Annotated in this window: 13 protein-coding genes and 1 riboswitch; of the genes, 5 read left to right on the top strand and 8 right to left on the bottom strand. The window is 71.9% G+C overall.

Annotated features, from left to right (window positions below; translation table 11 throughout):
* Positions 1-47 precede the first annotated feature (47 nt).
* The 3 genes from AC0AIB_RS05255 to AC0AIB_RS05245 form a co-directional block, all read right to left on the bottom strand.
* Positions 48-1,025, bottom strand: a complete 978-nt coding sequence (locus AC0AIB_RS05255) for a ribonucleotide-diphosphate reductase subunit beta (protein ID WP_328348830.1) — start codon at positions 1,023-1,025, stop codon at positions 48-50.
* A 53-nt stretch (positions 1,026-1,078) separates the two neighbouring features.
* On the bottom strand, positions 1,079-3,457 hold the full coding sequence (locus tag AC0AIB_RS05250; RefSeq protein WP_465096130.1) for a ribonucleoside-diphosphate reductase subunit alpha: 2,379 nt from the start codon (positions 3,455-3,457) through the stop codon (positions 1,079-1,081).
* A 119-nt stretch (positions 3,458-3,576) separates the two neighbouring features.
* Positions 3,577-3,797: riboswitch (cobalamin riboswitch) on the bottom strand.
* A gap of 26 nt (positions 3,798-3,823) precedes the next feature.
* The gene (locus tag AC0AIB_RS05245; protein WP_465096129.1) at positions 3,824-4,711 is read right to left on the bottom strand and encodes a helix-turn-helix transcriptional regulator; all 888 of its coding nucleotides are present in this window, start codon (positions 4,709-4,711) and stop codon (positions 3,824-3,826) included.
* A gap of 127 nt (positions 4,712-4,838) precedes the next feature.
* Between AC0AIB_RS05245 and AC0AIB_RS05240 the strand changes: the two genes are divergently transcribed.
* Both AC0AIB_RS05240 and AC0AIB_RS05235 read left to right on the top strand, forming a co-directional pair.
* Positions 4,839-5,744: an oxidoreductase gene (locus AC0AIB_RS05240; RefSeq protein ID WP_328348156.1), complete on the top strand. Its 906-nt coding sequence runs from the start codon at positions 4,839-4,841 to the stop codon at positions 5,742-5,744.
* Positions 5,745-5,799: 55 nt separating this feature from the next.
* Positions 5,800-6,519 (top strand): hypothetical protein, encoded by a 720-nt coding sequence (locus tag AC0AIB_RS05235; RefSeq protein WP_465096128.1) that lies wholly within the window; start codon positions 5,800-5,802, stop codon positions 6,517-6,519.
* Between the two features lie 23 nt (positions 6,520-6,542).
* Here the strand turns inward: AC0AIB_RS05235 and AC0AIB_RS05230 are convergent, their stop codons facing one another.
* The 3 genes from AC0AIB_RS05230 to AC0AIB_RS05220 form a co-directional block, all read right to left on the bottom strand.
* Positions 6,543-8,330, bottom strand: a complete 1,788-nt coding sequence (locus AC0AIB_RS05230) for a sensor histidine kinase (protein ID WP_465096127.1) — start codon at positions 8,328-8,330, stop codon at positions 6,543-6,545.
* Positions 8,327-9,016, bottom strand: coding sequence for a response regulator transcription factor (locus tag AC0AIB_RS05225; RefSeq protein ID WP_328348150.1), 690 nt, complete (start codon positions 9,014-9,016; stop codon positions 8,327-8,329). The genes AC0AIB_RS05230 and AC0AIB_RS05225 overlap by 4 nt, the downstream gene beginning before the upstream one ends.
* A gap of 323 nt (positions 9,017-9,339) precedes the next feature.
* Positions 9,340-9,900: a hypothetical protein gene (locus AC0AIB_RS05220; RefSeq protein ID WP_465096126.1), complete on the bottom strand. Its 561-nt coding sequence runs from the start codon at positions 9,898-9,900 to the stop codon at positions 9,340-9,342.
* A gap of 280 nt (positions 9,901-10,180) precedes the next feature.
* Between AC0AIB_RS05220 and AC0AIB_RS05215 the strand changes: the two genes are divergently transcribed.
* Complete coding sequence (locus AC0AIB_RS05215; RefSeq protein WP_465096125.1) at positions 10,181-10,891, top strand: ThuA domain-containing protein; 711 nt, start codon at positions 10,181-10,183, stop codon at positions 10,889-10,891.
* Complete coding sequence (locus AC0AIB_RS05210; RefSeq protein WP_465096124.1) at positions 10,861-11,964, top strand: Gfo/Idh/MocA family protein; 1,104 nt, start codon at positions 10,861-10,863, stop codon at positions 11,962-11,964. Before AC0AIB_RS05215 ends, AC0AIB_RS05210 begins: the two co-directional genes overlap by 31 nt.
* Here AC0AIB_RS05210 and AC0AIB_RS05205 read toward each other — a convergent pair.
* Positions 11,933-13,033, bottom strand: a complete 1,101-nt coding sequence (locus AC0AIB_RS05205) for a GNAT family N-acetyltransferase (protein ID WP_465096123.1) — start codon at positions 13,031-13,033, stop codon at positions 11,933-11,935. The genes AC0AIB_RS05210 and AC0AIB_RS05205 overlap by 32 nt on opposite strands.
* A gap of 31 nt (positions 13,034-13,064) precedes the next feature.
* Here AC0AIB_RS05205 and AC0AIB_RS05200 point away from each other — a divergent pair, with 31 nt between their 5' ends.
* Positions 13,065-13,562: a MarR family winged helix-turn-helix transcriptional regulator gene (locus tag AC0AIB_RS05200; RefSeq protein ID WP_465096122.1), complete on the top strand. Its 498-nt coding sequence runs from the start codon at positions 13,065-13,067 to the stop codon at positions 13,560-13,562.
* Between the two features lie 84 nt (positions 13,563-13,646).
* Here the strand turns inward: AC0AIB_RS05200 and AC0AIB_RS05195 are convergent, their stop codons facing one another.
* A complete protein-coding gene (locus AC0AIB_RS05195) occupies positions 13,647-14,591 on the bottom strand; it encodes an acyltransferase domain-containing protein (protein ID WP_465096121.1) in 945 nt (314 codons plus the stop codon).
* Positions 14,592-14,697 lie beyond the last annotated feature (106 nt).

The following is a 14,697-nucleotide window of genomic DNA, read 5'->3' as shown; positions in this document are numbered from 1 at the left end:
TGAACGGTGCACCCGGGCACGGTCGGCCGGGCTGCGGCCCGACCGGGTCAGAAGTCGTCGTCGAAGGTGACGCTGCCGCTGACCCCCACCTGGTATGCCGACACCCGCCGCTCGAAGAAGTTCGACAGCTCCTGCACGTCCTGCAGGTCCATGAACGCGAACGGGTTCTGTGCGCCGTAGCGCGGCGCGATGCCGAGCTGGGCGAGCCGCCGGTCGGCCACGTGCTCCAGGTACGCCCGCATGTCCGTCAGCGACAACCCGGAGACGCCCTGTTCGAGCAGGTCCTCGGCGAACTGCACCTCGCACTCGACCGCCTCGGCGAGCATCTCGGTGACCTGCTGCTCCAATTCGGCGTCGAACAGCTCCGGCTCCTCCCGCCGGACGGTCTCCACCACGTCGAAGGCGAACGCCATGTGCATCGACTCGTCGCGGAACACCCAGTTGGTGCCGGAGGCCAACCCGTTGAGCAGGCCCCGGGACCGAAGGAAGTAGACGTAGGCGAAGGCGCCGTAGAAGAACAGCCCCTCGATGCAGGCGGCGAAGCAGATCAGGTTGAGCAGGAACGCCCGCCGGTCGGCGCGGCTGTTCAGCTCGCGCAGGCCGAAGACCGAGTCGATCCAGCGGAAACAGAACTCGGCCTTGCGCCGGATCGAGGGGATGTTCTCGATGGCGGCGAACGCGGCGAAGCGTTCCTGCTCGTCGGGGACGTACGTGTCGAGCAGGTTCAGGTAGAACTGCACGTGCACGGCTTCCTCGAACAGCTGCCGGGACAGGTAGAGCCGGCCCTCCGGGGAGTTGACGTGCTGGTAGAGGTTGAGCACCAGGTTGTTGGCGACGATGGTGTCGCCGGTGGCGAAGAACGCCACCAGCCGGGACACCAGGTGCCGCTCGGCCGGCGAGAGCCGTTCCAGGTCGGCCAGGTCGGAGTGCAGGTCGACCTCCTCCACCGTCCAGGTGTTCTTGATGGCGTCCTTGAACCTGTCGAAGAAGTGCGGGTAACGCATCGGCCGCAGGGTGAGGTCCATGCCGGGGTCGAGCAGCAGGTGCCGCCCGTCGGTGCGGGGTTCGTCGACGATGGTCACTGGCACGCCTCGCAGCTCTCGGGGTTCTCCAGGGAACAGGCCAGCGCCTCGGCGTCGCCGGCCGCGACGACCGGGGCGACGGTGACGGTGGCCTGCTGGATCCGGGTCGCCGGACGCGACCGCAGGTAGTAGGTGGTCTTCAGGCCGGACTTCCAGGCGTACAGGTACATCGAGGACAGCTTGCCGATGGTCGGCGCGCTCAGGAACAGGTTCAGCGACTGCGACTGGTCGATGTAGGGTGCCCGCGCGGCGGCCAGGTCGACAAGCGCCCGCTGCGGCAGCTCCCACGCGGTGCGGAACAGCTCCCGCACCTCGGCGGGCAGGTCGACGATCCCCTGCACCGACCCCTCGGCCCGCTTGATCTGGTCGCGGATCTCCGGCGTCCACAGCCCGCGCGCCTTCAGCTCCCGCACCAGGTAGGTGTTGATCTGGAGGAACTCGCCGGACATGGTCTCGCGCTTGAACAGGTTGGACACCTGCGGTTCGATGCACTCGTAGCAGCCGGCGATCGACGCGATGGTGGCGGTCGGGGCGATCGCGACGAGCAGCGAGTTGCGCAGCCCGTGCGCCGCGATCCGGGCACGCAGCGCGGCCCACCGCGCGACCTGGGTGGGTTCGACCCCCCACAGGTCCGGGTGCAGGTCACCCCGGGCCGCCCGGGTCTCGTGGTACGCCGGGTGCGTGCCGAACCGTTCGGCGAGGCCGGTCGACGTCTCCAGGGCGGTCAGGAAGATCTCCTCCTGCACCCGGGTGGACAGCTCCCTGGCCGCCACCGAGTCGAACGGCAGGCGCAGCGCGAAGAACGCGTCCTGCAGGCCCATCAGCCCCAGCCCGACCGGTCGCCAGCGCGGGTTCGACGCCGCCGCCTGCGCGGCCGGGTAGTAGTTGATGTCGATCACCCGGTCCAGGAACACCACAGCCGTACGCACCGTGGCGCGCAGCTTCTCCCAGTCGACGCCGTCCCCGGCCAGGTGCGCGCCGAGGTTGACCGACCCGAGATTGCAGACCGCCGTCTCGGTGTCGCTGTTCACCTCGAGGATCTCGGTGCACAGGTTGGACAGGTGGATCGTGTTGCCCGGGGCGCCGGTCTGGTTGGACAGCCGGTTGGCCGGGTCCTTGAACGTCATCCACCCGTTGCCGGTCTGCGCCAGGGTGCGCATCATCCGCCCGTACAGGTCCCGGGCCCTGACCGTCCGGATGGCCTTCTTCTCCGCGACCCGGTACGCGGCGTCGAACTCCTCGCCGTACAGGTCGGGCAGCTCCGGGGCGTCCGACGGGTCGATCAACGACCAGTCGGCGTCGGCTTCGACCCGGCGCATGAACTCGTCCGGAATCCAGTTGGCCAGGTTGAGATTGTGGGTACGCCGGGCCTCCTCGCCGGTGTTGTCCCGCAGCTCCAGGAACTCCTCGACGTCCGGATGCCACGGCTCCAGATAGACGCAGGCGGCCCCCTTGCGCCGGCCGCCCTGGTTGACCGCCGCCACCCCGGCGTCGAGGGTCTTGAGGAACGGCACGATCCCGTTCGACCGGCCGTTGGTGCCCCGGATCAACGCGCCCCGGCCACGTACCCGCGACCAGGAGATGCCGATGCCGCCGGAGAACTTGGACAGCTTCGCCACCTGGTGGTAGCGCTCGTAGATCGAGTCGAGCTCGTCGCGGGGCGAGTCGACCAGGAAACACGACGACATCTGCGTGTGCCGGGTGCCGGAGTTGAACAACGTGGGGGAACTCGGCAGGTAGGCAAGCGACGACATCAACCGGTAGAACCCGACCGCCTCGTCGGGCGTGGTGGACAGCCCGCAGGCCACCCGCAGCAGCCAGTACTGCGGGGTCTCCACCACCAGCCGCGACTCGGGGTGCCGCAGCAGGTACCGGTCGGCGACCGTGCGCAGTCCGAAGTACTCGAACCGCAGGTCACCCGCCGGGTCGACCGCGTCGTCGAGGGTGCGGGCGTTGCGGGCCACGAACGCGGCGGTGTCGTCGGAGATCAGGCCGAGGCCGTGGGCGTACCGGATGGACTGGCTGAAGCTCGCCACCGCCTGCCCGCGGACCTCCTGCTCCACGTAGCCGGCCAGCAGCCGGGCCGCCAGCCGGGAGTACTGCGGTTCGGTGCCGATCAGCTCCGCCGCCGTCTGGATCGACAGCTTGTCCAGCTCGGCAGTGGTCGCCCCGTCGTAGAGGCCGCTTATCGTCTTGGTCGCCACCCGCAGCGGGTCCACCTCGTCCAGGTCGGCGGCCCACCGCTCGACCGCCTTGACGATCTTGTTGACGTCCACCGGCTCGGTGTCGCCGTTGCGCTTGCGTACCCGCATCGCCGGCCGGCGTGGCTCCGCGCCGTCGGCCTCGGACGGGGGGCTCTCCGCTACGTTCGTCATGACCTCTCCTCGCTGTCACCGATGGCCCTCGGACGCGGGAGAACGCCAACGGGCGCGGCGCGGCGGCCGGCCCGGTTGCTGGCGTCGGTCGTCCCGCGCGACCTCCGACCGCCGCACGCAGCAGCGCACGGCGCACTGGCAGGTCTTCGGACTCGCGGGCCTGACCGGGTTCCACCGGTCGCCTACTGGCCGTCGCTTCCCAGACCTCGCGGCCCAGTGCTCGATGACGGCGGTCGTTCCCACTCACCGCTGCGGGGCAGTCCCGGATTTACACCGGGTTCCCTGTTGCCTCGACCGGGCCGTTCAGGCCCGGTCGAACCAGCTGCGTGGGACACCATATATGGCGTCCCCTGGGGAGAAGCAACACTAGATGTCGCGTCGGCGTGTCGGATCACTCTCACCCGCCCGGCCGGTCGCGCGCAGTGACGCCAGCAGCCGTAGCCGGTCGGCGTCGGGGCTGCCCGGCGCGGCGGTGAAGACCAGCATGACCGGGCCGGGGTTGCCGGGCAGCGGGTAGGTGTCCCAGTCCAGGACGATGTCACCGACCTCGGGGACCTCGAAGGTCTTGGTGCCGCTGACCGAAGCGCGCACGTCGTGCCGGGCCCACAGCCGTCGGAACTCGGCGCTGCGGATGCTCAGCTCGCCGACGATCGCGGTGGCCCGGGGGTGGGTGGGGTCCGTGGCGACGGCGGCACGCATCATGCCGATGTAGTCCATGGCCTGCTGTTCCCACGCCGCGCAGCGCCGCGACGCGGTCGTCGGGTCGTCGAACATCAGCAGGAGCATGTTGAGCCGGTCGGGCGGGTAGCCCTCCGGGTCGCCGAGCAGCGCCGTCGCCCACGGGTTCCAGGCGAGCAGGTCGAGGTGTCGGCCGAGCACGACCGCCGGGGTGTCCAGCACCAGCAGCAGCCGTCGGGTGCTCTCCGGCACCCGCTCCGGGCCGGGGTCCACCCGGACGGGCACCGGCCGGCGGGCGGCGCGGGCCAGGGTGAACAGGTGCCGGCGTTCCTCGTCGTCGAGGCCGAGCGCGCCGGCGAGCGCGTCCAACACGTCGTCGGACGGGCGGACCTCGCGGCCCTGCTCCATCCGCTGGTAGTAGTCGGTGCTCAACCCGGCCAGCAGGGCCAGTTCCTCACGCCGCAACCCGGTGACCTTACGTCGGCCGCCCGGCTCCAGGCCGACGTCGCGGGGGTGCAGCCGGCCGCGCCGGGCGCGCAGGAAATCGCCGAGTTCGCGGGCGTACGGATGGGTCATGCCGCAAGTGTGTCGCGGCCCGGACCGGTGAAGGTAGGTCCGGCAGACCTGGGCAACCGGGAACGACCGATCCGGCCCGGATTGCTCCTAACGTCGTCGCTCCACCCCGATTTCCCAGGAGCAGCAGATGACCGGATGGACCGCCGCCCACATCCCCGACCAGCACGGCCGTACCGCCGTCGTGACCGGCGCGAACTCGGGCCTCGGCCTGGTCACCGCCACCGCACTGGCCCGCCACGGCGCGCACGTCGTGCTCGCCGTCCGCAACACCGCCGCCGGGGAGCAGGCCGCCCGCCGGATGGACGGCGACGTCGAGGTACGCGAGCTGGACCTGGCCTCCCTCGCCTCGGTACGGGCGTTCGCGGCGAAGCTGACAGTCGATCATCCGGTGCTCGACCTGCTGGTCAACAACGCCGGTGCGGTGCTGCTCGGCCCGCGCCGCACCACGCCCGACGGCTTCGAGGCGCACCTCGGCACCAACCTGCTGGGCCACTTCGCGCTGACCGGCCTGCTGCTCGGCAACCTGGCGGCGGCGCGGGCGGCCCGGGTGGTGAGTCTCAGCTCGATCACCCACCGGAGCGCACACCTGGACTTCGCCGACCTGATGTTCGAACGTGGCTACCGGGCCGCCGCCGCCTACGGCCGGTCCAAGCTCGCCACCACCGTCTTCGGTGTCGAGCTGGACCGCCGACTGCGCGCCACCGGATCACCTGTCCTCAGCACGCTGGCCCACCCCGGCGTCACCCGCACCAACCTGACTCCCCGGGCGTGGGAACACCGGGGCCGGCGGGGCCGGGTGATCGCGTGGCTCGGCCTGCTGGCCACCCAGCCGGTGGAGCGGGGCGCGCTGCCGCAGTTGCGTGCCGCCACCGACCCCGGGGTACGGGGCGGCCAGTTCTTCGGTCCGTCCCGGCTCGGGGAGACATGGGGACCGGTCGCCGAGGCCCGGCTCAGCCGGGAGGCCGCCGATCCCGCCGTCGGCCGTCGGCTCTGGACGGCGGCCGAGGAACTGACAGGCGTCAGCTGTCTCTGACGTCGGGGCGCACTAGCATGGCTGCGGTCGGTGACGGCGGTGGAGACGAGGCGACATGGGATGGCTCGGGCGGGTACTGGGCGGCGGGGGCCGGCAGGTCCAGGACGATCCGGTCCGGCAGGCGGCGCTGTTGACCGAGGTGCGGCAGCGGTACGGCGCTCACCTGGCGGTCCGGTCGGCCGAACAGGTGGCGGAGATCGTCCGCCGGCTCGACGACGGCGACGGAGCGGCGGTGGCGGCCACGATCGTCGGTGAGTTCGCCGACGCGGCCCATGCGGACCTGCTGGCCCAGACGGCGGAGCTGTACCGGCGTGGCGGTCACCGGTTCCCGGTCGACCGCCGCAACTACCGACCACTGTGGCGGGCGGCCGGTGCCCAACTGCACTGGCCGCTGTTCGCGCTGCCGGGCGGCCTCCACCCGTACGTGCACGTCACCGCCGCCGCCACGGTCATCGGTGGTCGGGCCCCGCAGTTCGTCCGGGCGACCGACCCCCACCCGCTGCTCGCCTGCCTGTTCGAGGTGCTCGACCTCACCACCTGCGGCTGGGAGTACGGCCGGGTACGGGTCGACCACGACGGCGCGTCGCTGGTCGGTCGACTGATCTCGACCGCCCGGGACGTCCGGGCGGCGATGAAGGAGCCACCGTCGCTGCCGCCGTCGACCCGGGAACTCATGCGCAGCAACCGGACCGTCAACGTCTTCGACCTCACCGGTGACCGGGTGGTCGGCACGATCAACGTGGGCGCGGAGCTGCGACCGGCGCTGCTGACCTGACGCCGCCATCCCCGGACCACGGGTCAGGAGCGGGCCGGGACGACGATCGGTAGTCGGACGGTGAAGGTGCTGCCCTGACCCAGGACGCTCTCGACGTCGATCGTGCCGTCGTGCGCCTCGACGAGCTTGCGCGCGATGGACAGGCCGAGCCCGCTGCCGCCGGTGCTGCGGGCCCGGGAGTCGTCGGCCCGCCAGAACCTGTCGAAGATCCTGGCCTGGTCGGCGGGGTCGATGCCGGTTCCGGTGTCGGACACCGCGATGGCCAACTGGTCGTCGCGCACGGCGCAGTGCACGACGACCGAGCCGCCCGGGGTGGTGTGCCGGACCGCGTTGGCGACGATGTTGCCGACGATCTGGCGCAGTCGGGCGCCGTCGACCGCCATCTCCAGGTCGGTGCCCACCGAGGTGCGCAGCCGTACCCCGGCGGCCTCGGCGGCGCCCCGGTGCGCCTCGACGACCTGCTCCAGCAGGTCGGCCACGAAGTACGGCTCGCGGTGGATGCGCAGGTCGCCGGCGTCGGCGGCGGCCAGGTCCCGCAGGTCGTCGATGATGTGCTGCAGCAGCAGCGCCTCGTCGAGCAGCAGGGTGAGCAGTTGGGTGTCGAGCTGCGCCAGACCGTCCTGGGCGGCCTCCAGCCAACTGCGCATGTTGGTCAGCGGGGTGCGCAACTCGTGCGCCACGTCGCTGACCATGTTCCGGCGCAGCGCCTCGGTCTGTTCGCGCCGGGCGGCGAGGTCGTTCAGCGCGGTGGCCAGCAGGCCGATCTCGTCGCGGGTGGTCACCGGCACCCGGGCCGGTTCGGCCATCGGCTGCCGGGTGGCGTCGGTGAGCGCCCGCAGCGGTCGGACCAGCCGCCGCCCGACCAGCACGGTGATCAGCACGGTGGCCACCAGCACCGTTCCGGTCACCTGGGCGATGCGCACCACGTTCGCCCGGGACAGGTTGAACACCGGCTCGGCGCCACCCTGGGCCTCGTCGGTCACGAACAGCAACGCCGGTGGCGCCACGTACGCGCGCAGTTGGGCCGTGCGCGCCTTCTGCAGGCAGCCGTCGACCTGCTTGTCGAATCCGGAGTCACGGCTGCGTACCGCGGTACGGTCCGCCCTGATCTCGACCCGGGTCGGTGCTCCGAGCTCGCGGAGGCAGCTCTTGGTCAGGGTCTCCAGTTGGGTGATCCCGTCGGCCTCGCTCGGCAACGGCTCCGTCAGCTCCGCAGGCAGGCAGAACTCGACGATGCCGCGGTCTCTCGCGTCGGTCACCTGCACCGAGGCCCGTCCGGTCGGACCGACCACCACCCTCGCGTCCGCCGTGGATTCGGCCTGGACGCAGCCGAGCTGCCGGGTGGCCAGGTCCCGGGTGGTGGTGCTCTCCCGCTTGGTCAGCCGGTACGGCCCGACCGCGCGCGGATCGGTGCGCTCGGTCCCGCCGGTCAGGCCGAGGTCCACCTGCAACGGGTCGACGGTCGCCGACGGTCGGGCCGTCTGCAACGACGGGCCGTCCGGCGCGGAGTCGGCGATCACCTGCCGGTCCGGGGTCATCAGGGTGATCCGGCGTTCGAGCCGGTCGGCCCGCCCGGCGAGCACCGCCTCCACGCCAGTCCAGTCCCGGTGGGTGGCGGCGTGGGTCAACAGCGTGTCGTAGATGCTCTTGTCGTCGGCGAGCGAGCGGCCCTGTTCCTGTCGGATCGCCCGGGTGGTCGACTGCACGGCCAGCCAGGTCGTGGCCAGGATCGCGCAGACCGCCACCAGCAGCGAGGTGGCCAGCAGCCGCACCACCAGGCTGCGGTGCAGGGGGACCCGTTGCCGCTTCACGACGTGCCGGCACCCAGCTTGTAACCGACGCCGTAGACGGTCAGCAGCTGCTGCGGCCGGCGGGGGTTGGCCTCGATCTTGCGGCGCAGGTTCATCACGTGGACGTCGATGGTGCGCCCGGTCGACTCCCGGTCGACGCCCCGGGTGTGTTCCAGCAGTTGACCACGGCTGAACACCCGACCGGGCTGACGGATCATCGCGGCGAGGATGGCGAACTCGCCGGCCGTGCAGTCGACCGGGGCATCCCCCGCGGTGACCAGGCGGCGGGCCTCGTCGACGGTGAGCCGCCCGAGCCGGTGCACCGGCGACTGCTGGGGTGCGGTCCGGACCCGACGCAGCAGCGTCCGGATCCGGGCGACCAACTCGCGCGGGCTGTACGGCTTGGTCATGTAGTCGTCGGCGCCCAGATCCAGCCCGCGCAGCAGGTCGTCCTCGGCCGACCGCGCGGTCAGCATCAGCACCGGCACGTCCGACTCCTGGCGGATCATCCGGCAGACCTGCATGCCGTCCAGTTTCGGCAGCATCACGTCGAGCAGGAGGAGGTCGAACGGCTGTTCCCGGGCCTGGCGCAGGGCCGTCTCACCGTCGGCCACGATCGTCGCCCGGTGACCCGCCGCGACGAGGTACCGGCGCAGCGCCTCGGCCTGCCGCTCGTCGTCCTCCGCGAGCATCACGTGTGCGCACATGGTGGGGAATATAGAGCAGGTCACCGGGGTGCGAATCCTGCGAAAGGTGGTGACACCGGGTGTCCTCCGGTCCTTCCGCAGTTCGGTGGACGGGTGGGGTGGGGACCCGGCGACCGTGAGAAGAAGGTCATCCCGGCCCCTGACCGGTTCCTGACAAACCGGTGTCACGATCGGCCCGCAGGGCTGCCGTCGGCACTCGGAACCGTCGCGGTCCGCATCCGGGCCGTCATGGTTCGTGTCCCGGGACGTCGCGGCCGGTGGCGTCGCCCCGGTCGGGACGACGCCACCGTGGCAGGGCGGTCGTGGACCTCCCGCGCTCGCGGCTACTTCCGCTTCGCGGCGACCTCACGCTCACACGCCGGGGAGTACTTCAACCCCTTGGAGATCGAGTCCGAGTCGTTGTCCTTGCCGCCGAAGGCCCAGCCCGTGCCGTCCGAGCCCACCTCGACGTACCGGACGCCCTTCTCCTTCAGGCACTTCACCACGTCCCGCGCGAAGTCCTTCGCCTCCGGGTTGGCCGGGTCCAGCTCCCACGGCGGCAGCGGCATCAGGGCGTCGCACGCCCTGCTCGCCTCGCCGACCTTGCCCGACTTGGTGGTGCCGGCACGTTCCCTGTGGACGTCGACACCGTGCTCCAGCATGCACTTCTCGTACGGTTTGTAGCGCGCCTTGGTGTCCTCCTCGGTGTCGTCCAGGCGCTCCCGTGGCCGCTCGGCCTGCGGCGTCGCCGACGTGGTGGGAGTGGGCGGGCCGGTATGGAGGGTGGCCACCTCCGCCTGCTGCGTGGTGGCACCGGCCTCGGGCCGGTCGTCGCCGGCGGCCGAGCACCCTGTGCCGCCGATCAGCACGGCGGTGAACAGCGCGGCCATCAGTTGCTTCCTCATCGTGACGCCTTCCGGTCGGCTCTACGGCGATCTCGCCGAAACCGAGCATCACCGTCGACTGTCAGGAAGCTGTTTACCGCGGCGGACGAACACCGGCCCGCCGCACCGCCGGGACGACGACGCCTCCCGGGTGACCGCGTCGAGGCAGAGGTCGTCCGGGACCAATCGTGTCGGTGGATACGAGTACGGTTTCGGTGCCCGGCCGGCAGGGTCGTCGGCGCACTTCGCCGGGGCGGGAGCGGCCGGCCCGGTGGGCGACTGACCGTGGAGGGGAGCGAGGGTGACGCAGCGCAGAGCACTTGTGGTACGCGGTGGATGGGAGGGGCACCAGCCGGTCCGGGCGACCGAGCTGTTCCTCCCCTTCCTCGAAGGCAACGGCTACACCGTGCGGATCGAGGAGTCCACAGAGGTCTACGCCGACGCCGCCGCGATGGCCGACACCGACCTCGTCGTACAGTGCATGACGATGGCGGAGATCACCGCCGAGCAGGTGGCGGGCCTGAGTGCGGCGGTGGTCGCCGGGACGGGCCTGACCGGCTGGCACGGCGGCATCGTGGACGCCTTCCGGGCCTCGTCGGACTACCTGCACCTGGTGGGCGGCCAGTTCGCCACCCATCCGGGTCGGCAGCCCTGCGAGCGCAGCGGGGGCGAGGAGGACAACTTCCTGCCGCACACGGTGACGGTCACCGACCTCGGCCGGGAGCATCCGGTCACCGCCGGGATCGCCGACATCGAGCTGGTCACCGAGCAGTACTGGGTGCTGCACGACGACCTGATCGACGTGCTGGCCACCACCGTCCACCCCACCCGGGACTGGCACCCCTGGCACCGGCCGGTCACCTCGCCGGCGATCTGGACCCGACGTTGGGGCGCCGGCCGGGTCGTCGTGACGACCCCGGGTCACAGCCTCGACGTGCTGGAACACCCGTCCGTGCGGACCGTCATCGAGAGGGGGATGCTGTGGGCGACCCGCACCGCGTCGGCATCGTAGGACTCGGGGTCATCTCCCGCGCCTATCTGGACACCCTGGCGCACCACCCCGAGATCAGCATCGTCGCGGTGGCCGACCTGGACGCCACCCGGTCGGCCGAGGCCGCCGCCACGATCCCCGGTGCCGCGGCGGTGGGCGTCGCGGACCTGCTCGCCCGCCCGGACGTGCAGACGGTGCTCAACCTGACCATCCCCGCGGCGCACGCCGAGATCTCGCTCGCCGCGATCGACGCGGGCAAGCACGTGTACGTCGAGAAGCCGCTCGCCGTGACGTTCCCGGACGGTCGGGCGGTCGTCGACCGGGCCGCAGCGGCCGGCGTCCGGGTAGGCTGCGCGCCGGACACCGTCCTGGGCACCGGGACGCAGACGGCCCGTGCGGCGATCGACGGCGGGCTGATCGGGCGTCCGCTGGCCGCCTCGGCCGTCATGGTCACCCCCGGGCACGAGCGCTGGCATCCGCACCCCGACTTCTACTACGCCCCGGGGGGTGGCCCGTTGCTGGACATGGGCCCGTACTACCTCTCGGCGTTGATCCACCTGCTCGGGCCGGTACGCGCGGTGACCGCGGCGGCCAGCCGGCTGCGCCCCGAGCGGGTCGTCGGCTCCGGCCCACGCCTGGGCCAGCGCATCCCGGTGCAGGTGGACACCCATGTGAGCGGCGTGCTCGAACACGCCAGCGGTGTGCTGTCCACCATCACCACGAGTTTCGACGGGGTCACCACGACGGCCGCGCCGATCGAGGTGCACGGGGAGACCGGCACCCTGGCGGTGCCCGATCCGAACTACTTCGACGGCGAGGTCCGGCTCTGCCCGCTCGGCGGTGACGGATGGCGGGTGCTCCCGCCGTCGGCGGGTTACCGGGAGGGCGCCCGGGGCCTCGGGTTGATCGACGCGGTCCGGGCCGATGCCACGCGGGCGCCCCGGGCGGGCGGTGACCTGGCGTTGCACGTGCTCGACACGATGACGGGCCTGCTGCGGGCGGCGGCCGAGGGTCGGCGGATCGCGCTGACCACGACGGTGCGGCGACCCAGCCCCGTCCCGCTCACCCCCACCGGGGAGTGGCAGGGGCGCTGACCGGCGCGGACAGCTCCTTGGCCAGGCAGACCGTGCCGTCCGGGCTGGTCAGTGGCACCGGCTGGTAGCCCACGCTCCGGTAGAGGTCGATGTTGCGCAGGCTCCGGGTGCCGGTGAACAGCAGGATGCGGTGGCACTGCGGCCCGGCGGTGGCCTCGACGGCCCGCAACAGCCACCGGCCCAGCCCCCGGCCGCGCAGGTCGGGCACGACGGCGAGCCGGCCCAGGTGGCAGTCGGTGCCGTCGGTGCGGATCCGCACCATGCCCAGCAGCCGGCCGTCACGCCAGACGCCGGTGGTGTGCCAGCTCTCCAGCCACTCCCGTACCTCCTCCGGCGACTCGTGCAGCGGTGGGATGGCAAGCGTGTCGTTGGCCACCGCCTCCTCGGTCCAGCAGCACCGTTGCAGCACGGTGACCTCCGGGGCGTCGTGCGGGGTCAGCCGCCTCGCGTAGGAGCCCGGCAGCGGGCCGGGCACACTGTCGGCCCGCCCGCGCTCGCGCATCGGCCGCAGGGCGTGGGCCAGCCGGACCACCTCGTCCAGCAGCGCGACACCCGTGGCGTCCCGGCCGGCGTCCGGCCGCAGCCGGCCGTCCACCACGGCGTCGCCGATGCCGATGGCGACCGTGGCGCCCGTCGGCACCAGGCGCAGCGGGGTGACCACCTGCTTGGCGTGCGCCACCGCCCGGGTGCCGGCCGCGGTGTAGCCGTAGCTGACGAAGCCGATCGGCTTCCACGCCCACTCGCTGCCGAGGTAGTCCAACGCGTTCTTCAGGGTCGCCGGCATCGCGTGGTTGTACTCCGGGGTGACCGCGATGAAGCCGTCCGCCGCGTCGACGGTCGCGCTCCACCGGCGGGTGTGCTCGTGCCGGTAGACACCCGACGACGGGGATTCCTCCTCGTCGAGGAACGGCAGCTCCAGGTCGCCGAGCGCCACCGGCACCACCTCGACGTCGAGCTCGGCGGCCCGGGGGGAGACCGCTTCGAGCAACCACCGCCCCACCTCGGGGCCGAGCGCGCCGGGGCGGGTGCTGCAGGTCAGCGCAAGAATGCGAAGCGGTCTCGTTGACATAGAAACGAAGGCTAGATGCTAGATTGATTACATGTCAACTAAGTCGGGGTCGGCCCGTTGGCTGGAGCCGGCCGAGGAACGGGCCTGGCGGGCCTGGCGGCGGGTGATGGTCGCCGTCCAGACCGGCACCGCGCGTGACCTGGCGGTGATCGGCCTCTCCGAAGCCGACTACGAGGTGCTGAGCACCCTGTCGGAACAACACGCACAGACCAGCACGCTTGGCGAACAGGCCGACAAGATGGGCTGGTCACGCAGCCGGCTGTCCCGGCACGCGAGCCGGATGGAAGCGCGCGGGCTGTTGCGCCGCGCACCGGATCCGGCCGACGGCAGGGGCTGCCTGCTCGTGCTGACCGCACCGGGCCGGGCCGCCCTCCGGGACGCCGCACCGGTCCACGTCGAGTCGGTACGGCGGCACCTCATCGACCGGCTAGCCCCTCGGGACCTCGCCGCCCTCGAACAGATCGCCGGACGGCTGGAGCAGCCCCGCTCCGACGACGATCCCGACGGGTCAGGGCAGTCCCCGGCGTGATCGTCCTCCGCGGGACTGTCCACCGTCGACCCGGGCGGGCGGTCCGGCACCGCATCCGACCGGCGGGCCCCGGACGCCCCGGCTCTAGATCGGGAAGCGGCCGTGCCGCCAGTGCCAGTGACCGCCGGCCGTCAGGTGGTCGACGATCGCGCGTTGCAGCACGGTACGCCGGGGTAGCTGGTCGAGCGGCGTGCTGAGCGTACGGAAGGCGAACCGTAGTACCTCGACGTCGGCGTCCGGCCCGTCCTGCGGCACGTAGGGCTGCAACTCGAACCGGCGCTGGAACCGGATGATGTTGGAGTCCTCGGGGAGGTAGTCCCGCAGTTGCGGATCGAGCAGCCAGGAGCCGCAGGAGAAGGCGGTGTGGTCCTCGTCGGGGAAGTGCCGGGGGAAGAACTCCCGGGCCGCGTCGAGCGACGCGTCGACCGCCTCCGGCGTCAGCGGCCCCGCGTCCGGGATGTGCAGGTCGATGGCGCTGCCACCACGCTGGTGCTGGAGCCGGCCCAGCTCGTAGAGGCCGCCACGGACGTGCAGGGTCAACCAGCTCTGCATGACCGGCCAGCCCTCGCCGTGCATCCGCCTGTCGATCGCCAGGTTGCGGCCCAGGTCGGCGAGGGTCGTCCAGGAGACGGACCCGGCGATGCCGTGCTCGCGGTGAAACCCGGTGACCACGTCGACCAGGGCGAGGTAGCCGTACACGTAGAGGTGTCGCCAGGCGGGGCCCCGGTCGCGGGGAAGCTCCGGGCCGGGCGACAGCCACTCGTAACCGCCGAGGTCGGCGCGGACCAGGGCCGTCGAGCGGTCGAGCAGCCAGCGCAGCTCCGGGGTCCACAGGGGAGAGTCGGGGTCGGGCCAGCCGGCCATGATCTCGGCGGCGTCGTCCGGTCGTACCGCGAGCCGGTCGAGGATCTCCGACGCGTCGGCCCTGGCGGGCAGCGGGGTCGACGGTCGGTCACCGGCGAGCCGGTGCACCCGCTCGACCTCCTCGACGGGCAACCCGAGTCGGGCGGCGATGTCGTCCAGGTCCACCGGCTGATCGTACCGGCCACCGGGCTGTCCTCCGCACTCCGTCAGGGCGTTACCGGACCCGACGCGTGGACGGGGCTGTACCGCAGCCCGGTGGCGACCGCCAAGG

It is taken from the genome of Micromonospora sp. DSM 43699, assembly GCF_055517075.1.
The sequence above is the reverse complement of the archived record's forward strand: the minus strand, read 5'-3'. Positions and strand labels throughout refer to the sequence as shown.